The organism is Mesorhizobium sp. M8A.F.Ca.ET.218.01.1.1 (assembly GCF_004791165.1).
GTDB lineage: Bacteria > Pseudomonadota > Alphaproteobacteria > Rhizobiales > Rhizobiaceae > Mesorhizobium.
In genome coordinates this window covers 32975-53514 of the sequence record NZ_SRUZ01000004.1, presented here as the reverse complement: position 1 = coordinate 53514, position 20540 = coordinate 32975, and the positions used below count along the sequence as shown (strand labels likewise).

The window sequence follows — 20540 nt, the reverse complement described above, 5'->3', positions numbered from 1 at the left end:
TGGATCGCTCCACCGCCATTCGATCGAAAACAGTCCGAATCAAGCAGCGCGCTTGCGTCGGCGATCAGGTGTGACCGCTTCTTCGGTCAGCCGTTCGATCGCTTCGGCAAGGCCAAGCGATTCCTGGTCGCGCGAACCGAGCCGGCGGATATTGACGGTCTGCTCCTCCGCCTCGCGCTTGCCGCAGACGAGGATGACCGGCACCTTGGCCAGGCTGTGCTCACGGACCTTGTAGTTGATCTTCTCGTTGCGCAGATCGGCTTCCGCCAACAGCCCGGCGGCTTTCAGCTTCGCCACGACCTCGTTCGCATAGCTGTCGGCGTCCGACGTGATGGTCGCCACCACCACCTGCAGCGGTGCGAACCACAGCGGGAAATGGCCGGAATAGTTCTCGATCAGGATGCCGAGGAACCGCTCCATCGAGCCGCAGATGGCGCGATGCACCATGACAGGCTGCTTCTTCTCGGAATCCGAGCCGATGTAGAAGGCGCCAAAACGCTCCGGCAGGTTGAAGTCGACCTGCGTCGTGCCGCATTGCCATTCGCGGCCGATCGCATCCTTCAGCACATATTCGAACTTCGGCCCGTAGAAGGCGCCCTCGCCCGGATTGATCGAGGTCTTGATCCGATTGCCGGAGCGCGTCCTGATCGTTTCCAGCACGCTGCCCATGATCGCCTCGGCATGATCCCATGCCTCGTCGGTGCCGACGCGCTTGTCCGGCCGCGTCGACAGCTTGACGCTGATTTCGTCGAAACCGAAATCGGCGTAGGTCGACAGGATCAGGTCGTTGATGCGCAAGCACTCGGAAGCCAGCTGTTCCTCGGTGCAGAAGATATGCGCATCGTCCTGCGTGAAGCCGCGCACGCGCATCAGCCCGTGCAGCGCGCCCGATGGCTCGTAGCGATGCACATTGCCGAATTCCGCAAGCTTTACGGGTAGATCTCGGTATGACTTCAACCCATGCTTGAAAATCTGCACGTGACCCGGGCAGTTCATCGGCTTCAGCGCGAAGACGCGGTCATCGTCGGTTTCATCGCCCGCGACCGTCACCTTGAACATGGCGTCGCGGTACCAGCCCCAGTGGCCCGACGTCTCCCACAGGCTCTTGTCGAGTACCTGCGGCGCATTGACCTCCTGATAGCCCTGCTCGTCGAGGCGTCGACGCATGTAGTTGACCAGGTTCTGGAACATCTTCCAGCCCTTGGCGTGCCAGAAAACCACGCCCGGCCCCTCTTCCTGAAAATGGAACAGGTCCATTTCGCGGCCAAGCTTGCGGTGGTCGCGCTTCTCGGCCTCCTCCAGCATCGTCTGGTAGCCTTCGAGCTGCGCCTGGTCGGCCCAGGCCGTGCCATAGATGCGTGTCAGCATCGGGTTGTTCGAATCGCCGCGCCAATAGGCGCCGGCCACCTTCATCAGCTTGAAGGCGTTGCCGATCTGGCCGGTCGAGGCCATGTGCGGACCACGGCAAAGGTCGAACCAGTCGCCCTGCGCATAGATCTTGAGATCCTGATCCTCGGGAATGGCGTCGATCAGTTCGAGCTTGTAGCGCTCGCCCTTGTCGGCAAAGACCTTTTTTGCCCTGTCGCGCGACCAGACCTCTTTGGTGAACGGCTTGTTGCGCGCGATGATCTCGCGCATCTTCTTCTCGATCACCGGGAAATCGTCCGGGGTGAACGGCTCGTTGCGGGCAAAGTCGTAATAGAATCCGTTCTCGATCACCGGCCCGATGGTCACCTGCGTGCCCGGCCACAATTCCTGCACGGCTTCTGCCAGCACATGCGCGGTGTCATGGCGGATGAGTTCCAGCGCACGCGGGTCTTCGCGGGTGATGATCTCGACCTTGCCGGATTTGCCCACGGGATCACTGAGGTCGCGCACGGTGCCGTCGATGGCATAGGCCACGGCCTTCTTGGCCAGCGACTTGGAGATCGACTCGGCAAGGCCGGCACCGGTCATTGCCGCGTCATAGTCGCGGACGGAGCCATCGGGAAATGTCAGGGAAACGGAATTCAGCATATGGTTCTCCTATCCAGTCCCGCAAACGAGCGCGGGTGGTTGAAATGCATGTCGCCCAAAAATGTATGGCGGTCCTGGATTACGACATGCACAAGATAAAGCCGGAAGCGCCAATCACATGGACAAACGGCAGCGCGCGGGTTTTAGAGGCAGTGCCGGGCCAGGTAAAGAGTGCTGACTGGCCCGGCCGTCAGGAAATGTCGGCAGAGATGTCGCAGACACGTCGCCCAGGCTTGCGCACATCCCCGCAATCGTCTGGAATTGTCGATATGGAAAACGCAACACCCAGCCGAACCGCCCTTGGCGTCGCCCGCATGAGGGCTCTGCATCAATTTTCACCGCAGGCAGGGTTGTTTCGCGATGCCTACGCGATCGCGATTCTGGGTGAAGCCGCTCCCGCGGCGCAGGAGCTTGAGCAGGAAGACGAGCGCCGCCTGCGCATGCGCCTGTTCGTGGCAGCGCGCGCCCGCTTCGCCGAGGACTGGCTGGCGGCGGCAGTGCGTCGCGGTGTCCGCCAACTCGTCGTACTTGGCGCCGGCCTCGATACGTTTTCGCTGCGCAATCCGTATCCGGACCTCAGCGTGTTCGAAGTCGATCACCCGGCCACGCAAGCCTGGAAACGCAGATGCATTGCCGATAGCGGTCTTGCCGAGCCAGCCGCCACCAGATTCGTGCCGGTCGATTTCGAGCGGCAAAGCCTGTCTGCGGAACTGGCCGAGGCCGGTTTGCAGTCGACCGCGCCGGCCTTCTTCATCTGGCTGGGGGTCGTACCCTACCTGACGAAGGAAGCGATCTTCAACACATTGTCCTGGATAGCCGGTATCCCCGGCTCGGAGGTCGTGTTCGACTACAGCGAGCCGACCGAGAACCGCGATGCGGCGGGACAGGCGGCCCAGGCCTTCCATGCGGCGCGCGTCGCGTCTGTCGGGGAGCCTTGGATCAGCTTCTTTGTTCCGGCAGAGCTGGCGAAATCCCTGACTGAACTCGGCTTCGACGAGATCGAAGATCTCAAGAGCGGCGATATCGCCGCTCGCTTTTCCGGAGCACCGAAGGCAATGACGAGCAATTCCGGCGGCCACATCATCCGCGCCCGCCGAAGCGCTTAAGCAAATCCAGGAAAAGCGTGCAGCGGTTTTCCCGGGAGAAGCGCGTAGCGCTTCCCCTTGGGAATTGCGTGGAAATCAAACTCATTTCATCAGCTGCGGCAGGTCCTTCAGGAACGCGGCCCGTGTCGCCAACCCCTTCGGCATGTCGGTCCGCTTCGCATCGACGACGAGCCGGGCGAACACGATCTGGCGGCCGTCTTTCCGCGCCCAGCCGACAAACCAGCCGAGCGAGCGCTTGTCCTTGCCGCCCTCGCCGAGCCTGGTGCTGCCGGTCTTGCCCTGAACGGCCCAATTGCCGGCCTTGAAGCTCGGTATGATGGCCCGTGTCATTTCATGCGCCTTGGCCGACACTGGCATAGTGCCGGCGAGCAGTTGCCGCAGGAAGGCGACCTGTTCGACCGGCGTGATCTCGAGCGAGGAGTTCACCCAGGAATGGGTCAGTCCGTCATCCTTGCCGGGTTTGCCGGAAACGTCGCCGTTGCCGTAGTTGAGCTTCGATACATAGCCGGCAAATTTCTCGGCTCCAAGCCTGCGGGTGATCTCGCGTGAGAACCAGATGATGGAATCACGTTCCCAGATCGTCGGATCGACGGTTTTCTGGTCGCGCTTCACCGCCTTGAACTCAGGGTTGTAGTCCCATGCCGGAGTGTGTTGATCGGTGAGGATGCCTGCGTCGTAGCCGATCAGCGAAAGCGGCACCTTGAACGTCGATGCCGGGCTGAAGCGCTGGTCGCAGGTACCATCCTGGTAAAGCGTCTTGCCGCTCTGGGCGTCGGCGATGAGCGTACAATGCACATCCGCGAGCGGCGCCGATTGAGCACGCATCGGAAATCCCAACAGCCAGGCAAGCAGGAACAGGATTCCGGCAAAGATGAAGGGAAGACGGTCGATGTTGCGCATGGGATGCTCGCTCCAGGAGGGGTTCGCGAGCGGGCTTAGCGAGGGCTCTTGTCTCGATTTTGTCTCAAATGCGCAGTTGTTGTGCAGGCGAGCGTTAACCCTACCGGATCGTAAACCGGCGCGGCTGGCGCCGCGTGAGCAGCTTCCTCATCCCTGCGCTTCGCCTCGCTTACGGCCGATCCCCCAGTACCGCCATGGCATGAACCAGGCGTAGCGGGGCGCCAGAACCTCCGGCACGAGGTCGATGCCGTGCGTGCCGAATGGACCGCAGCGCAGCACGCGGAACAACCCCATCCAGCCACCGGCCCAAAGACCATGACGGGCGATTGCCTCATGCGCATATTCCGAACAGGTCGGCAGATGCCGGCAGGAATTGCCGACAAAGCCGGACAGCGTCAGTTGGTAAAGCCGCACGAGCGAGGTGCCGAGCACGCGGCCGGGTGTCTTGCGCCAAGGGCCGGGCCAATTGCGGCCGCGCCTCGACGCTCCGGCTGTATGCGCATGCCCGTGCTGGTCGCCCACTGCGATCTCCGCGTTTCCAGCTGATAGATGTGCGCTTGCGCCGGAGAACGCAATCCCGCTCGCCCCGCCGTCACGGGCGGTAACGGCGAAATGGCTGCCGGTCGACCGGAGGTGCCCACCGGCCAGGGTGGGCCACTCGTCGTGATGCCTTGCATCGCGTCTTTCGTCACGCCATTGAAACGTCGCGATCCGCATGACATCGCCAAGGATGTTCAGAAACTGGACCATGGCCGTGTCTCCTTTGACCGGATTAGACCGCTGCTGGCCTTCGCCTTCAAACGAGTATAATTTCCCCTTCGGATAATCCTGGGTTATACGAAAATGAAGCGTGGACGCCTGCCTCTGACGGCATTGAGGAGCTTCGAGGCGGCTGGGCGGCATTTGAGCTTCAGCAAGGCCGCCGAGGAGCTTTTGGTCTCGCAGGCGGCGATCAGCCGGCAGATCCGCGAACTCGAAACCTTCCTGCGCCAACCGCTTTTCGAACGGCACCATCGCCGCGTCGAACTGACGGATGCGGGCCGCCGGCTGCTTGCTCAACTGATGACGAGCTTCGATGCGATTGACCGCCTGCTCGGCGATCTGGCCGCCACCCCGGCCCAGTTCGTGGTTCGCGTCAGCGTTGAACCTTCGCTCGCAGCGGTGTGGCTGGTGCCGAGGCTCAACCGGTTCCGGCAGTTGCGGCCCGACATCGACGTTTCCCTCGAAGTCGACCCAAGGCTGATCGAGTTCCGCAGCGACCAGCCCGAACTTGCCTTGCGTTTCAGCTCGCGCTCGACGTCATGGCCCCGTAGCGAGGCCGAACGGCTGGCTTCAACGGTCGATTCGCCGGTTCTGTCGCCGGCGCTGCTTTCATCGGGCCCGGCCCTCGAGAAGCCGGCCGATCTTGCTCGCTTCACGCTTTTGCACGAGGAAAACCGCCAGGGTTGGGCGCGCTGGTTCGAGGCGGCGGGCGTGCCGGCCGATGCCGTGGCCGCGCGCGGGCCGATGCTTGCGGACGCCTCGCTCTCGAAGCAGGCCGCGCTGCTTGGACATGGGGTGGCGCTGGGCGATATCCTTCAGATTGGCGAAGAATTGGCGACCGGGGCACTGGTCAAGCCGTTCGACATCGATGTCGCGTCCGGCGCTTATTGGCTGGTGGCCAGGAGTTTGCACGATCTCTCCGAACCGGCAGCGGCCTTCGCCGATTGGCTGAGGGGCGAATTTGCCGACAGCAGGCTGGCGCTGAAAGCGCCGGCCTGAGCCATTGCCCTGGCAAGATTCCGCTACTTTGCTTTGTATTTTTCGAGAAGTTTGTCGAGATCGTTGACGTCCAGGGGCGGATGTCCCGCCGCAGGGTCGTCTGCCGGGTTGAACGTGACGACGATGTCGCGCCACAAATCATAGTGGGCGGCGTAGGATGCCAACCCGGAAAACGGCGCGCAACGCGTGATTGCCCGAATGGCGGCTTCGGCTACCTTATCCCGTGGCGGTGTCACGGGGCCGACGATTTTTGGCGGGCCGGCGAGCGATCCGTCCTTGTTCAGGCTGATCCGAACGCGTGCAATGCTTGTGGGCATGCTCCAACAGGCTTGGATAGCCTTCATGAGATAGTCGCCGATATCGCGCTGGACCGCTGGTTCCGCCCCGCACGAGCCGCCGCTCGACACAAGTGAAGCCGCAAGAATGCCGGCGAACATGAGGTTATTGCATGAATGACCGGCTGCGCCCTGGCTGGACCCGCCCGCCGCCGTAAGGCCAAAGCCCACGCTCAGGCCGCTTCGTCGGCGCGCTTCTTCTCGATCTGGCCGATCGCGTCGACCACCGCGTCGAAGGTCAGCATGGTGGACGCATGGCGCGCCTTGTAGTCGCGCACCGGCTCCAAATAGCTGAGGTCGGCGAAGCGGCCTTCCGGCGGCGCGCCGTTTTCCTTCAGCATCTTGAGCATGGTTTCGCGCACCGCCCGCAATTCCTCGGCGCTGGCGCCGACGACATGTTGCGCCATGATCGAGGACGATGCCTGGCCGAGCGCGCAGGCCTTCACGTCGTGGGCGAAGTCGGTAACCACGCCGTCCTCCATCTTGAGGTCGACGGTAACGGTCGAACCGCACAGCTTGGAATGCGCCTTCGCGGTCGCGTCTGGATGATCGAGCCGGCCGATGCGGGCGATGTTTCCGGCAAAACCGAGAATTTTCGCGTTGTAGACGTCGTTGATCATTATTTTCCAATCCGTCGCCGCCAAGCGAACAGCGATTGCCGTTGTTGCGTCTTTCATTCGCTCGGCACGACCATATATAATGCTGGCAGTCCGGTATCGACAAGGCGGCGAACGCCACCGTCCTTGCCGGGAAGTTCACGCCGCTTACGGGGCTGGAAACGGGGCGAGTTTCCGACACCGAAAGGTCGTGGTCCGTTCAACTCGTTCCTCCTGAGAGAGGAACTACGGGAGACGCCTTTTATGGATGCCGTCATCAAGAAGCTCATGCCCCAGTCCGCCTACATGGAAAAGCCGGTCACCGACCGCCCGAGCGAAGCCGAAGTCGAGGCTGCCGTGCACACCTTGCTACGTTGGACCGGCGACAATCCGGATCGCGAGGGTTTGATCGACACCCCCAAGCGCGTGGCCAAGGCCTACCGTGAAATGTTCGGCGGCTACGACATGTGCCCGGCGGACGAGCTCGGCCGCACCTTCGAGGAGGTCGCCGGCTACGATGACCTGGTCATCGTCAAGGACATCCAGTTCCATTCGCATTGCGAGCATCACATGGTGCCGATCATCGGCAAGGCGCATGTCGGCTATCTGCCCGACGGCAAGGTGGTCGGCCTGTCGAAGATCGCCCGCGTCGTCGATATCTTCGCCCATCGCCTGCAGACGCAGGAAGCGTTGACCGCGCAGATTGCCGGTGTCATCCAGGACGTACTCAACCCGCGCGGCGTCGCCGTCATGATCGAGGCCGAGCACATGTGCATGGCCATGCGCGGCATCCGCAAGCAGGGCTCAACCACGCTGACCTCAACCTTCACCGGCGTCTTCAAGGATACGCCTGAAGAGCAGGTTCGTTTTGTCACCATGGTGCGCGGCGGCGGGGCGTGAGCCCCTTGCCGACGTCACGGTCAACAGGAAAATAGACCTGATATGTCGGCACTGGAATTCCCGAAAGCTCCGTCAGACAAGAAGACCCTGGAAGAAGGCGCGGTGTTCTCGCCGCGCTTCGACGCCAACGGCCTGGTCACCGTCGTCGTCAGCGATGCCGCCGACGGCATGCTGCTGATGGTCGCGCATATGAATGCGCAAGCGCTGGCGCTGACGCTGGAGACAGGCATCGCCCACTACTGGTCGCGCTCGCGCAACACGCTCTGGAAGAAGGGCGAAACCTCTGGCAATTTCCAGCATGTCGTCGAGATGCTCACGGATTGTGACCAGGATGCGTTGTGGTTGCGCGTGAAAGTGTTGGGCCACGACGCAACTTGTCACACTGGCCGACGTTCATGCTTTTATCGGACGGTGGGGCTGATCGACGGCAAGGGGACGCTTGCCGACGACGGCAGCAAGCCGCTGTTCGATGCGGAAAACACGTATCGGAAGCCATCAGCTTGAACCTTCTGCCTCACATCAACCACACAGATTCATCATTTCGATACGGCCCATCCGTATATTAGCTTTGGGACAAGGGAGATCATGATGCTCGAATGGGCGTCATTGCGTAGCAGACCAGACGTCAGGGAGGCCAACGGCCTGTCCTCGACCGGCGGCGCATCCGAAACAAAATCCCCCAAGAAAACAGGTATTTCGCTGGCGCTCGGCGGCGGTTGCGCCAGAGGCTGGGCGCATATCGGCGTGCTGCGCGCGCTCGATGAAGCCGGCATCGAAGTTTCGATGATTGCCGGTACCTCGATCGGTGCTCTGGTCGGCGGCTGTTATCTTGCCGGCAAACTGGATGAGCTGGAAGAGTTCGCCCGCAGCCTCACCAGACGGCGCATCTTCGGCCTGCTGGATCTCAACCTGCGCGGCAGCGGCCTCTTCGGCGGCATGAAACTGGACGCGCGCCTGCGCGAGCACGTGGCCGGTATCCGCTTCGACGATCTGCCAAAGCCGTTTGTCTGCGTCGCATCGGAAATCCGCACCGGCCACGAGATCTGGCTGTCGAGCGGTTCGCTGATCACGGCCATGCGCGCATCCTACGCACTGCCCGGCGTGTTCGAGCCGGTCGATTGCAATGGTCGTGTGCTGGTCGACGGCGCGCTGGTCAATCCGGTGCCCGTTTCGGTCTGCCGCGCCTACGAGCAGCCGCTCGTCGTGGCGGTCAACCTGCACTACGACCTGTTCGGCCGCGCCGCCGTGATCAAGCACAGTGCCGGCGAACTGGTTATCGAAAAGGACGCCCCAAGGCCCGGCCAGGTCAACGCCCAGCACCAATCGCACCAGACGCGTCTGGGCATCACCGGCGTGATGGTCGAAGCCTTCAACATCATCCAGGACCGCATTTCGCGCGCCAGGCTTGCCGGGGATCCGCCCGACATGTCGCTGCAGCCCAAGCTCAGCCATATCGGCCTGACCGAATTCCACCGGGCCGACGAAGCGATCCAGCTCGGTTACCAGGCGACGATGGCGCAGATCGGCGAACTGACACGGCTGCAGACGGTTCTCGCCTAGATCATCTAGCTCTATTCGCTTGCGCACAAACTGATTGCAAGATGCAATTGGTCATGGTGATCTGCGCCAATTGAAGCGGAGGTGCCGATGGCCAGGATTGTCTATTCCATGCTGACGTCGTTGGACGGCTACATCGCCCGATCGGACGAGGACATCGGCTTGCCGGTACCCGAAGCAGAGCTGCACCAGCATTTCAACGACATGATGAGACAGGCCTCCGCCGTGCTCGCGGGACGGCGCATGTACGAGACCATGCGCTTCTGGGACAGCCCTGAGCGCGAGACCGGCGCCACCGAGGTCGAGCGGGATTTTGCCCGTGCATGGCGGGAGACGCCGAAGATCGTCTTCTCGACCACGCTTCAGCAAGTCGGGGCCAATGCCCGGCTGGTGGATGACGATGCCGAGAACACGGTAAAGTCTCTCAAGGCACGGGCCGATGGCCTCGTCATCCTCGGCGGCGCCGATCTTGCGGCGTCCCTGGCACGAGCCGGTCTCATTGATGAATACCGGCTCTACATGCATCCTGTGGTGGTGGGTGGCGGCAAGCCATACTTCCAATCCGGCCTGTCGCTGACGCTGAAACCGCTCGGCACGGAAAGTCTTACCCAGGGCGTGACGTTGCTGCGTTATGCACCGGCCAGCTGAATTGCCCGGTTTCCGCCGCGCGGCTATGCCCGCGCAGCATCGATGATGCGAAACTGCACCGTGCGGTTGCCGTTCCAGTGATTGCCCGACAGCGAGCCGGCGACATGCACGGTCTTGCCTCGGTTCTTGAACAGGAATTCGCCAAGCACGGTGTCGACGGCGCGAAAGGCGATCGCCTGGATGCGGCCGCCGCTCTCCGACTGCAAATCAGCCCGAATATGGTTGGTGCCGACCGGCCTGATATCGACCAGCCGATGGCGCGGCAGCACGAAAACCGGCGCGACATGCCCGGCGCCGAAGGGGCCCGCCTTCTCCAGCGCGTCGAGCAGGCCGAGCGTCGCGCCTTCCGCGGCAAGCGCGCCGTCGATCGCCAGGCTTTCCTCATCCTGCAACCGGAAAACGTCGGCAGCCGCGCGCTCCTCGAAGAAGGCCCTGAGTTCGCCCAGCCTTGCGCGCTCGACGGTGATGCCGGCGGCCATGCCATGGCCGCCGCCCTTGACGATGAGCCCGGCAATGGCCGCCTCGCGTACCAGCCGGCCAAGATCGAAACCCGACACCGAACGGCCCGAACCGGTACCGATGCCCACAGCGTTGAAGGCGATGGCGAAAGCCGGCCGCCGCGCATGATCCTTCAATCGCGAGGCCAGCAGGCCGACAATGCCGGGATGCCAGTTGTTGCTGGCGGTGACGACGATCGCCGGGCCGCTGCCGCCCGCCAGCTCGGCATCGGCCTCGGCGCGCGCGGCGGCAAGCATCTCCTGCTCCATCAGCTGCCGCTCCTGGTTCAGCCGGTCGAGCGTCTCGGCGATGGTCTGCGCCTCGACCGGATCGTCCGTTGCAAGCAGCCGGCTGCCGAGCGCCGCATCGCCGATGCGTCCGCCCGCATTGATGCGCGGGCCGATCAGATAGGCGAGATGGAAGGTGCTGATCGGCTCGCCGATGCGCGACACCCGCGCAAGGGCAGCCATCCCTTCATTCTTCTGCTGCCGCGCCATTTGCAGGCCCTTGACGACGAAGGCGCGATTGACGCCGGTGAGCGGCACCACGTCGCAGACGGTCGCAAGCGCCACGAGATCGAGCAGGGAAAGCAGGTCCGGCGGCGCGGCGTCGGTCATCGCGCGCAGCACCTTCGCAGTCTGCACCAGAGCGAGAAAGACCACGCCGGCGGCACAGAGATGGCCCTGCCCGGAAAGGTCGTCGTCGCGATTGGGATTGACGACGGCATGCGCCGCCGGTAGCGCGCCGCCAACCTGGTGGTGGTCCAGCACCACGACATCGGCGCCCGCCTCCTTGGCTGCCTCGACGGAAGCGGCGCTGTTGGTGCCGCAATCGACGGTGACGATCAGCGTCGCGCCGCGCGAGACCAGTTCGCGCATGGCATCGGGATTGGGACCGTAGCCTTCGAAAATACGATCCGGGATATAGATTTCCGACGGCACCGAGAAATGCGCGAGAAACCGCTTCAGCAAGGCCGACGAGGCCGCGCCATCGACGTCGTAGTCACCGAAGATCGCTATTTTTTCCCGGGCCACGACGGCGGCGGCGATGCGGATGGCGGCCTTGTCCATGTCGGTCAATGAGGCCGGGTTCGGCAACAGGTCGCGGATCGTCGGGTCGAGAAACCGCTCGGTCTCATCAGCGGTCACGCCGCGTCCGGCAAGAACGCGCGCGACGATGTCCGGCACGCCATGGCCTTGCGCGATGGCGAGCGCGATCATGTCCTGCCGTTCGGTCAGCCGGTGCTCCCAGGAGAGACCGGTAGCCGACTGCCTGACATCGAGGAAGAGGCGCCTTTCGCCTGTCATGCGCTTTGCCAACTCATGGTTGGCCGCAGAATAATGCATGTCGCCAAAAAGTGTGCAGCGGTTTTGGGATAACCACATGCACAAACAACACCCGAAAGCGCGTCGCGTTAACGCGACGCGCTTTAGGGCCAAAGGCCGGCAAGGCCAAGCGGTTCGCGGCAGTAGGCGTCGCAGAAGAATTCAAGAACAACTACGCTTTCCGCTTTTCAGCCTGTCGTCGGCTGCATCTCCCCTCGTCTTTTCCCGACCGTCCTTGAGCCAGGCCATGAAGGGTCGATCGAACCTGAACGTGACGCCGCATTCACGGGTGAGAAAGCGGCGCGCGTTCTGGGTGTTGCGATAGGATTTTGTGATGGGAGTGGCACGCAGGATCGGATCCGCGTGCCAGTCAAACGCCTTCATCGTCAATCCTTGCGCGGCCAGGTTCAGATGCCGCCAATGGCTAACAACTGCGACCCGGCTCCGCAAGCAGGTCTAGAACTTATCCAGATCCTGGTGCCGGGCCTTGATCTCCCGCACGGTGCGCGACGAGGAGCGCAGCACGATCGTATGCGTGGTGATGTAGGTGCGGCCGAACCTGACGCCGGCCAGCATGTTGCCGTCGGTGACGCCGGTGGCCGCGAACAGCACGTCGCCGCGCGCCATGTCCTCGGCCCGATAAACCCGCTTCGGATCGGCAATGCCCATCTTTGCCGCACGGGCGATCTTCTCCGGCGTATCGAGGATCAGCCTGCCTTGCATCTGGCCGCCGGTGCAGCGCAGCGCGGCCGCGGCCAGAACGCCTTCCGGCGCGCCTCCGGTACCGAGATAGATGTCGATGCCGGTTTCTTCCGGGTCGGTGGTGTGAATGACGCCGGCGACGTCGCCGTCGCCGATCAGGCGGATCGCGGCGCCGGTGGCACGCACGGCGTCGATCAGCTTGGCGTGGCGCGGCCGGTCGAGGATGCAGGCCGTGATGTCGGATACGGCGGCGCCCTTCGCCCGGGCGACACTGGCGATGTTGTCGGCCGGCGAGGCATCGATGTCGATGACGCCTTCTGCATAACCCGGACCGATCGCGATCTTGTCCATGTAGACGTCGGGTGCGAACAGCAGGCTGCCCTTCTCGGCGATCGCGATCACGGCGAGCGCGTTCGGCAGGTTCTTGGCGCAAATCGTCGTGCCTTCGAGCGGATCAAGCGCGATATCGACCGCCGGGCCTTTGCCGGTACCGACCTCTTCGCCGATATAGAGCATCGGCGCCTCGTCCCGCTCGCCCTCGCCGATCACCACCGTGCCCTTGATGGCAAGGCGGTTGAGCTCCTCGCGCATGGCGTCGACTGCGACCTGGTCGGCGGCCTTTTCGTCGCCGCGGCCGCGCAGCCTGGCGGCCGCGACGGCGGCTCGTTCGGTGACGCGCACCAGTTCCATGGTGAGTATCCGGTCAAGGCCGGCGACGATATTCTGGGCCACATTCATTCGGCAAATCCTCGTTTGACGCCGCCTCCCGCCGGAGGCGCGCCTGTTTTGTCAAACGAGCATGACAACGGCAAGACCTGTCGCCAGTTTTATCGAAAGGATAGCAATATCAATCGATTGAACCTTATTCTTGAAACAATGTCGGCCCGGTTCGAGACGAACCGGGCCGGCAGGAAACAGGAAGTTGCCGCCGTTGGTGGCCTAGAAAACCGCGAGGTATTTGAGCAGCGAAATAATGCCGATGATGATGACGATGATCTGCACGATCTGCCTCATTCTGGCGTCGAGCGGCAGCCGCTGCACCAGATAGAGAACGAGAATGATGACGAGAAACGTGATCAGGATGCCGATCAACACGGACGAAGCCATGGTGCCCTCCTTCAAATGATGTCCTGAAACGAAGCGAGCCGGCAGCGCCGGCTCAATGCCGGCGCGCTCAGTACCAGCGGCGCGACGTGTCGTTCATCGACTGGCCGACGGCTATCCCGGCCAGAAAGCCGAGCAGGCCGATAAGGCCAACCACGGCGGTCGTCGTGCCCGGATTTTCGCGCGCGACGTCCGAAACCGCCTGGGCCTGGCTGCGCAACTGCTGTGCCGTCCGCGAGGCACGCGAAGCGGCTGTCTCGTAGAAATCCGATGCCTGTTCGCTGGCATCATCGAGCATTTCCGCGCTACGCGCCGAAATGCTCTTGTTGATCTTGGTGATCTCCTTGCGCAGGTCTGCGATCTGCTTTTCCAACGTCTTCTGGATGTCGCCGATGTCAGGGCTGTCGGATTTGTTGGTATCGGCCATGAAGCGGCTCCCTTGGTTGCTGACCAAGAGAACGGCGCCGACGCCAATTCGTTCCGGGATATCCCCATCGAACCGAAATGTGCCGGCAGTGGTTATGCCCAGAGATTCCGGGGGCCTGCTACCCTGCCCGCTCGATGCGGATGACCTGCGGCTTGTCGGTCAGATGGCCGTCCTTGGTGATGCCGTCGACGGCCTTGCGCACGGCGGCCTCGGTGGTCTCGTGGGTGACGAGGATCACCGTCTTCTGCGCCGCCGCCTCGCCGCTGACCGCATGCTGGACGATCGATTCCAGCGAAATATCATTGTCGGCCATACGCTTTGCGATCGCCGCGAACACGCCGATGCGGTCATGCACGGTCAGCCGGATGAAGTAGCCGCCGGCATGGCTGCGCATCTGCGCCTTCCTGTAGGGTTTCAGCTCCTTCGCCGGCCGGCCGAAGACAGGACCATGCTGGAAGCCGGGCCGGCTCTTGGCGATGTCGGCGACGTCGCCGATGACCGCCGAGGCGGTGGCATTGCCGCCGGCGCCGGGGCCGGAGAGCAGCAATTCGCCCAGAATATCGGTCTCGATGGCCACCGCATTGGTGACGCCGTGCACCTGCGCGATGACGGAAGCCGTCGGCACCATGGTCGGATGGACGCGCTGCTCGATACCGCTCTCTGTGCGCTGGGCGACGCCGAGCAGCTTGATCCGGTAGCCGAGATCGCCTGCCGCACGGATGTCGGCCTGGGTGATGTTGGAAATGCCTTCCATGTAGATGTCGTTCGCCGCGATCCTGGTGCCGAAGGCTAGGCTGGTCAGAATCGAGAGCTTGTGCGCGGTGTCATGGCCCTCGATGTCGAAGGTCGGATCGGCTTCGGCATAGCCCAGCCGCTGCGCGTCCTTCAGCACGACGTCGAAGGAGACGCCCTCGGCCTCCATGCGGGTCAGGATATAGTTGCAGGTGCCGTTGAGAATGCCGAACACACGGTTGACCGAGTTGCCGGCCATCGCTTCACGCATCGTCTTGATGACGGGAATGCCACCTGCTACAGCGGCCTCGTAGTTGAGCAGCACGCCCTTCTTCTCGGCGATTTCGGCAAGCGCCACGCCATGCTTGGCAAGCAGCGCCTTGTTGGCGGTGACGACATGACGGCCGGCTTCGAGCGCGGCTTTCACCGAGGCCCGCGCCGGCCCCTCATCGCCGCCGATCAGCTCGACGAAAACGTCGAGCTCGGCGGTCTGCGCCATCTTAACCGGATCGTCGAACCAGTTCGCGGCGCTTAGATCGATGCCACGGTCGCGTTTCCGGTCGCGCGCCGAAACCGCCGACACGATGATGTCGCGCCCGCATTGGCGGGTCAGTTCCGTCGCCTTGTCGCGCAACACGCGCGCCACCGATGCGCCGACCGTGCCGAGTCCGGCAATTCCAACACGCAGTGCTTCAGCCATGGAAGGCGACGCCCCTCAAATCAGATCGAATTTGTATTTACCGGTGGGCGGAAAGCGGCACCACATTGTTGGGCTGCTTGGCGCTGGTCGACAGGAAGCGCTTGATGTTGCGCGCCGCCTGGCGGATCCGGTGCTCGTTCTCGACCAGCGCCACGCGCACGAAATCATCGCCATGCTCGCCGAAACCGACACCAGGCGCCACCGCCACATCGGCGTGTTCGATGAGCAGCTTGGAGAATTCGAGCGAGCCGAGATGACGGAACGGCTCCGGGATCGGCGCCCAGGCGAACATCGAGGCCGCTGGTGCGGGAACGGTCCATCCGGCGCGGCCGAAGGCATCGACCATCACGTCGCGGCGCTTGTGATAGATGTCACGCACCTCGGCGATATCGGCGCCGTCGCCATTGAGCGCGTGCGCGGCCGCCACCTGGATCGGCGTGAAGGCACCGTAATCGAGATAGGATTTGACCCGGGTCAGCGCCGAGATCAGCCGCTCATTGCCGACGGCGAAGCCCATGCGCCAACCGGGCATGGAGAAGGTCTTCGACATCGAGGTGAACTCGACGCAGACGTCCATGGCGCCCGGCACCTGCAGCACGGAAGGCGGCGGATTGCCGTCGAAGTAGATTTCCGAATAGGCAAGGTCGGACAGGATGATGATGTCGTTCTTCTTGGCGAAGGCCACCACGTCCTTGTAGAAATCGAGCGAGGCCACCAGCGCCGTCGGGTTCGACGGATAGTTGAGGATCAGCGCCAGCGGCTTCGGGATCGAATGGCGGACGCCGCGCTCGAGCGCCGGGATGAAGCCGTCATCGGGCTCGACCTGCAGCGAACGGATGACGCCGCCCGACATGATGAAGCCGAAGGCGTGTATCGGATAGGTCGGATTGGGGCACAGGATCACGTCGCCGGGCGCGGTGATCGCCTGCGCCATGTTGGCGAAGCCTTCCTTCGAGCCAAGCGTGGCCACCACCTGGGTGTCGGGGTTGAGCTTCACGCCGAAGCGGCGGGCATAGTAGTTTGCCTGGGCGCGGCGCAGGCCGGGAATGCCGCGCGATGAGGAATAGCGGTGCGTGCGCGGATCGCGCACGACCTCGCATAATTTGTCGACGATGGCCTTGGGCGTCGGCAGGTCCGGATTGCCCATGCCGAGGTCGACGATGTCGGCGCCGCGCGAACGGGCGCTGGCCTTGAGCCGGTTGACCTGCTCGAACACATAAGGCGGAAGCCGGCGGACCTTGTGAAATTCTTCCATGGCAGTTCCAGACAGCAAAGGGAGCCCCGGATATGTTAGGGCATTGGGCGCGCGCTATATACTCATTTGCAGGTAGGGTCGAGGGCGGGGTCGCATTTGCCTTCGATCTGCGTCAGCGTCTGCGGACCATGTTTCTTCGCGAGATCGGTCAGCGCCGCCTGGTTGGTGACGGCAGCGCCGCCTCTTTTGGCACGCTGCGCGTTCTCGTCGGCCTTCAACTGGGCCAGCTTGGCGTTCTTCTCGGCCTCGGTGAACTGTTTCGCCGCCACTTGCGGCGGGATGTTGAGGTTCGGAAAGGTGCCGGTATCCTTCGGCCCCGCGTCGGTGGCCATCGGCACCGGACCGCCGGTATTCGTGCTCGAGCATCCGGCGATGGCCACGAACATGATCGCAGCGCCGATGCGGAAAAAATGGCCCGCACCGAAAAAAACAGTCTCGCCAAACTTAATCGTCATATTGTTTCCTTGGCAGCCGGGGTAGAGCGAGATTGGACCCTGTCGGATGTCCCATGTTAATATGTCAAGAAAACGCTTCCGGAGGAACCCCGCGAACCATGTCCAAAACACCCGATTCGGGCAAAGCGGAAGATGGCGGACCTTCGACGGTCGAGCAATATCTGGTGAAGGACCCGGAACGCTTCGCGCTGAACATGGCGCGGATGATCGAACAGGCCGGCAAGGCGGCATCCGCCTGGGCTGAACCGCGCGAAAAGGGTGAGGTGCGCGACCACGTCGCCGAGCCTGTCGTCGACATGGTCAAGACTTTCTCCAAGCTCAGTGAATACTGGCTTGCCGATCCGCAGCGCGCGCTCGAAGCGCAGACGCGGCTGTTCGCCGGCTATATGACGGTTTGGGCGAACGCCATCCAGCGCGTCAGCCCCAACGCCGAGGGTGCCGACGATGCCGTCAAGCCGGAGCGCGGCGACAAGCGCTTCCAGGATCCGGAATGGGGCCGCAACGCCTTCTTCGATTTCCTCAAGCAGGCCTATCTCGTCACCTCGCGCTGGGCGTCCGAACTGGTCGACCACGCCGAAGGCCTGGACGAGCATACCCGCCACAAGGCGAGCTTCTACGTCAAGCAGGTATCCAACGCCATCTCGCCGTCCAATTTCATCCTGACCAATCCCGAATTGTTTCGCGAAACCGTCGCCTCCAACGGCGAGAACCTGGTGCGCGGCATGAAGATGCTGGCCGAGGACATCGCCGCAGGCAAGGGCGACCTGAAATTGCGCCAGGCCGACTATTCGCCCTTCGAGATCGGCAGGAACATCGCCACCACGCCCGGCAAGGTGGTCGGGCGCAGCGATGTCGCCGAGATCATCCAGTATGATGCGGCGACCGAGACGGTGCTGAAGCGCCCACTGCTGATCTGCCCGCCCTGGATCAACAAGTTCTACATCCTCGATCTCAACCCGCAGAAATCCTTCATCCGCTGGGCGATCGAGCAAGGCCACACCGTTTTCGTCATCTCCTGGATCAATCCGGACGAACGTCACGGCGCCAAGAACTGGGAAGCCTATATCCGGGAGGGCCTGCAATACGGCCTCGACACGATCGAGAAGGCGACCGGCGAACGCGACGTCAACGCGATCGGCTACTGCGTCGGCGGCACGCTGCTGGCGGCGGCACTGGCGCTGATGGCTGGGGAAGGCGACGACCGCATCAAGTCGGCGACCTTTTTCACCACGCAGGTCGACTTCACCCATGCCGGCGATTTGAAAGTGTTCGTCGACGAGGAACAGGTCGCGGCGGTGGAAAAGTCGATGAACGAAAAAGGCTATCTCGACGGCACCAAGATGGCCACCGCCTTCAACATGCTGCGCTCGGGTGACCTGATCTGGCCCTATGTCGTCAACAACTACATGCGCGGCAAGGATCCCCTGCCCTTCGACCTGCTCTACTGGAACGCCGATTCGACCCGCATGGCGGCGGCCAACCATTCCTTCTACCTGCGCAACTGCTATCTCGAGAACAACCTCTCGCGCGGCACGATGGAGCTGGCGGGCCACACGGTCTCGCTCAGCGATGTCACCATCCCGGTCTACAATCTCGCCTCCCGGGAAGATCACATCGCGCCGGCTTTGTCCGTCTTCCTCGGCTCGAAATATTTCGGCGGCCCGGTCGAGTACGTGATGGCGGGATCGGGACATATAGCGGGCGTCGTCAATCCACCCGCATCCAACAAGTACCAGTACTGGACCGGCGGCCCGCCGAAAGGCGACTTCGATCAGTGGATAGAAAGGGCCACGGACCATCCCGGATCCTGGTGGCCGCATTGGCAAAGCTGGATAGAGGCCAAGGACAACACCCGCGTACCTGCCCGCAAACCCGGCAAGCATATGAAAACCTTGGGCGATGCTCCCGGCACCTATGTCAAGGTGCGTGTGTAACGGACTGTAATGTGTGGTGAGTTGACGGCCCCCTAAAAGCGGGCGAAATGGTGTCGTCAACCATCAAGCAGCCGCAATTCGGCAATCGCCGCAAAAATACTTACAGGCTTGCTGATTTGACACAGGTCTCGTTTCCGGATCGGAGACAAAGGTCACCCTGACGCGGACATGCCAGTCAGCGACATGGATGTACCGACCGGACGTCGAGGGGGAATTTGACTTTGAAATCAGCAGGATGGAGCCTCGCAAAGGGAGAACGCCGCGCCATTGTGGCAGCGCTCTGCTCCGTGCTTCTGGCCTCCTGCACATCGGCTGGCGACCCGACGATGTCGGTTGGAATGCCGGGCTATAATGCTTCCGCATCGGACATCCACGCCGCCTCCACGGGCAAGCCCCCAGCCGCCACCGATTCGTCGTCGCAGGTGGCGACGGAGCAGACGACCGTGATGAGCGAAAGCGACGCGGCACTCCCCGAGACAGTTGCCTACGTACCCGTGGCCAAGCCCCAGGCCGCTTTCCCGCTTCCCACGCCGGCCGGCGCGGAAACGATCGCGGGACAGACGCCGCAGGCCCTGCAGCAGCCGGTACAGACGGCGCAGCAGACCGACGCGGTCGCCCAGAAGATCGCCGCCGCCGATGCCGCCGCGACGGCGCCGAAGCCGGCCGCGGCACCGGTGATGAACAATCCGGTCTATGTGACCGCCGGCGAGGCGCCGCAAGCCGAGGCTCCGAAGAAGAAAGGCTTCCTGGCCTCGATGTTCGGCGCCACCCCCGCTTCGGCGACGCCCGCGCCGCTGCTCAACCCACGATCGGGCGAACAGCCGACCGTGCAGGCCAAGCCCGCTCCGGCAAAGCCGATCATCACTTTGGCCTCGGCCGATTCCACGGCAAAGCCGATACAGTTGGCTTCGACCGGTGACGAAGCCGGTCACATCACCGGTAGCGATGCCTTGCCCGGCGTGCGCCAGACGGCCCTGTTCGAGATCAAGCGCAAATCCGGCCTCGACGACGAAAGCGACGTCGACCTCAACGAGGACGAAGGCTCGGGTGGCAGCTATCAGGTTGCGTCGGCCGCCGGCATGGCCCGCCTGGCGCCCAACGGTCTCCTGAAGCAGAATGAGAGCGTGGACGTCGCCTGCCTGAAGCCGTCCCTCGTGCGCGTGCTGAAGACGATCGAAGGCCACTATGGTCGCAAGATGATGGTGACCTCCGGCTATCGCGACCCGGCCCGCAACCGCCGCGCCAACGGCGCCAAGAATTCGCTGCACATGTATTGCGCCGCCGCCGACATCCAGGTGCCCGGCGTCTCCAAATGGGAGCTGGCGAACTACATCAGGACCATGCCAGGCCGCGGCGGCGTCGGCACTTATTGCCACACCGAATCGGTCCATGTCGACGTCGGCCCCGAGCGCGACTGGAACTGGCGCTGCCGCCGGCGCAGTGGCGGTGGCGACGGCTGACAGCGTCAATGGACCTGAGCCTGTTGGGCTCCGCCAATAGCGCTCCCGTGAACCTTCAAGATTGGCCGAAGCCGACTCGACTTCGTCACTCCTGTGCGAAGCAGACGCGAAGCCTTGCCGCGACGGCCC

At 63.1% G+C, this 20540-nt stretch carries 21 protein-coding genes; 8 read left to right on the top strand and 13 right to left on the bottom strand.

The window, feature by feature from the left end:
• Positions 1–39: 39 nt before the first annotated feature.
• Positions 40–2016, bottom strand: a complete 1977-nt coding sequence (gene thrS / locus EN861_RS16305) for a threonine--tRNA ligase (RefSeq protein ID WP_135864357.1) — start codon at positions 2014–2016, stop codon at positions 40–42.
• 44 nt (positions 2017–2060) lie between these two features.
• Between thrS and EN861_RS16300 the strand changes: the two genes are divergently transcribed.
• Positions 2061–3122, top strand: a complete 1062-nt coding sequence (locus EN861_RS16300) for a class I SAM-dependent methyltransferase (RefSeq protein ID WP_245512061.1) — start codon at positions 2061–2063, stop codon at positions 3120–3122.
• An 81-nt stretch (positions 3123–3203) separates the two neighbouring features.
• Here the strand turns inward: EN861_RS16300 and blaOXA are convergent, their stop codons facing one another.
• Positions 3204–4022, bottom strand: a complete 819-nt coding sequence (gene blaOXA, locus EN861_RS16295; RefSeq protein ID WP_135864353.1) for a class D beta-lactamase — start codon at positions 4020–4022, stop codon at positions 3204–3206.
• Positions 4023–4169: 147 nt separating this feature from the next.
• The gene (gene yidD, locus EN861_RS16290) at positions 4170–4544 is read right to left on the bottom strand and encodes a membrane protein insertion efficiency factor YidD (protein WP_127872627.1); all 375 of its coding nucleotides are present in this window, start codon (positions 4542–4544) and stop codon (positions 4170–4172) included.
• A gap of 321 nt (positions 4545–4865) precedes the next feature.
• Between yidD and EN861_RS16285 the strand changes: the two genes are divergently transcribed.
• Positions 4866–5783: a LysR substrate-binding domain-containing protein gene (locus tag EN861_RS16285; RefSeq protein WP_135864352.1), complete on the top strand. Its 918-nt coding sequence runs from the start codon at positions 4866–4868 to the stop codon at positions 5781–5783.
• Positions 5784–5806: 23 nt separating this feature from the next.
• On the opposite strand, the gene EN861_RS16280 is transcribed toward EN861_RS16285, so the two are convergent.
• Both EN861_RS16280 and EN861_RS16275 read right to left on the bottom strand, forming a co-directional pair.
• Positions 5807–6220: a cell envelope integrity protein TolA gene (locus EN861_RS16280; protein WP_135864350.1), complete on the bottom strand. Its 414-nt coding sequence runs from the start codon at positions 6218–6220 to the stop codon at positions 5807–5809.
• A gap of 71 nt (positions 6221–6291) precedes the next feature.
• Positions 6292–6738, bottom strand: a complete 447-nt coding sequence (locus EN861_RS16275) for an iron-sulfur cluster assembly scaffold protein (RefSeq protein ID WP_127277427.1) — start codon at positions 6736–6738, stop codon at positions 6292–6294.
• Positions 6739–6978: 240 nt separating this feature from the next.
• Here EN861_RS16275 and folE point away from each other — a divergent pair, with 240 nt between their 5' ends.
• From folE to EN861_RS16255, 4 genes are all read left to right on the top strand, one after another.
• Positions 6979–7614: a GTP cyclohydrolase I FolE gene (gene folE / locus EN861_RS16270; RefSeq protein ID WP_127277424.1), complete on the top strand. Its 636-nt coding sequence runs from the start codon at positions 6979–6981 to the stop codon at positions 7612–7614.
• Between the two features lie 42 nt (positions 7615–7656).
• Positions 7657–8118: a phosphoribosyl-AMP cyclohydrolase gene (gene hisI, locus EN861_RS16265; RefSeq protein WP_127277422.1), complete on the top strand. Its 462-nt coding sequence runs from the start codon at positions 7657–7659 to the stop codon at positions 8116–8118.
• Positions 8119–8202: 84 nt separating this feature from the next.
• Positions 8203–9174, top strand: coding sequence for a patatin family protein (locus EN861_RS16260; RefSeq protein WP_127872630.1), 972 nt, complete (start codon positions 8203–8205; stop codon positions 9172–9174).
• 87 nt (positions 9175–9261) lie between these two features.
• Positions 9262–9819 carry a dihydrofolate reductase family protein gene (locus tag EN861_RS16255; RefSeq protein WP_127277416.1) on the top strand — a complete coding sequence of 186 codons (558 nt, stop codon included), beginning with the start codon at positions 9262–9264 and terminating at the stop codon, positions 9817–9819.
• Between the two features lie 23 nt (positions 9820–9842).
• On the opposite strand, the gene recJ is transcribed toward EN861_RS16255, so the two are convergent.
• From recJ to EN861_RS16215, 8 genes are all read right to left on the bottom strand, one after another.
• The gene (gene recJ, locus EN861_RS16250; RefSeq protein WP_135864349.1) at positions 9843–11624 is read right to left on the bottom strand and encodes a single-stranded-DNA-specific exonuclease RecJ; all 1782 of its coding nucleotides are present in this window, start codon (positions 11622–11624) and stop codon (positions 9843–9845) included.
• 180 nt (positions 11625–11804) lie between these two features.
• Entirely contained in the window at positions 11805–12026 is a 222-nt protein-coding gene (locus EN861_RS16245; protein ID WP_127281084.1) for a DUF6434 domain-containing protein, read from the bottom strand.
• Positions 12027–12098: 72 nt separating this feature from the next.
• Entirely contained in the window at positions 12099–13082 is a 984-nt protein-coding gene (glpX, locus tag EN861_RS16240) for a class II fructose-bisphosphatase (RefSeq protein ID WP_135864345.1), read from the bottom strand.
• A 201-nt stretch (positions 13083–13283) separates the two neighbouring features.
• Complete coding sequence (locus tag EN861_RS16235) at positions 13284–13451, bottom strand: Thivi_2564 family membrane protein (RefSeq protein ID WP_081295122.1); 168 nt, start codon at positions 13449–13451, stop codon at positions 13284–13286.
• A 67-nt stretch (positions 13452–13518) separates the two neighbouring features.
• The gene (locus tag EN861_RS16230) at positions 13519–13875 is read right to left on the bottom strand and encodes a hypothetical protein (RefSeq protein WP_127280821.1); all 357 of its coding nucleotides are present in this window, start codon (positions 13873–13875) and stop codon (positions 13519–13521) included.
• A gap of 118 nt (positions 13876–13993) precedes the next feature.
• Positions 13994–15307, bottom strand: coding sequence for a homoserine dehydrogenase (locus EN861_RS16225; RefSeq protein ID WP_127280820.1), 1314 nt, complete (start codon positions 15305–15307; stop codon positions 13994–13996).
• 37 nt (positions 15308–15344) lie between these two features.
• Positions 15345–16562: an LL-diaminopimelate aminotransferase gene (locus EN861_RS16220; RefSeq protein ID WP_127872635.1), complete on the bottom strand. Its 1218-nt coding sequence runs from the start codon at positions 16560–16562 to the stop codon at positions 15345–15347.
• Between the two features lie 62 nt (positions 16563–16624).
• Complete coding sequence (locus EN861_RS16215; RefSeq protein ID WP_127279869.1) at positions 16625–17017, bottom strand: hypothetical protein; 393 nt, start codon at positions 17015–17017, stop codon at positions 16625–16627.
• Between the two features lie 98 nt (positions 17018–17115).
• Between EN861_RS16215 and phaC the strand changes: the two genes are divergently transcribed.
• Together phaC and EN861_RS16205 are read left to right on the top strand one after the other, a co-directional pair.
• A complete protein-coding gene (phaC, locus tag EN861_RS16210; protein ID WP_135864339.1) occupies positions 17116–18951 on the top strand; it encodes a class I poly(R)-hydroxyalkanoic acid synthase in 1836 nt (611 codons plus the stop codon).
• 215 nt (positions 18952–19166) lie between these two features.
• Positions 19167–20411, top strand: a complete 1245-nt coding sequence (locus EN861_RS16205) for a YcbK family protein (protein ID WP_127279867.1) — start codon at positions 19167–19169, stop codon at positions 20409–20411.
• Positions 20412–20540 lie beyond the last annotated feature (129 nt).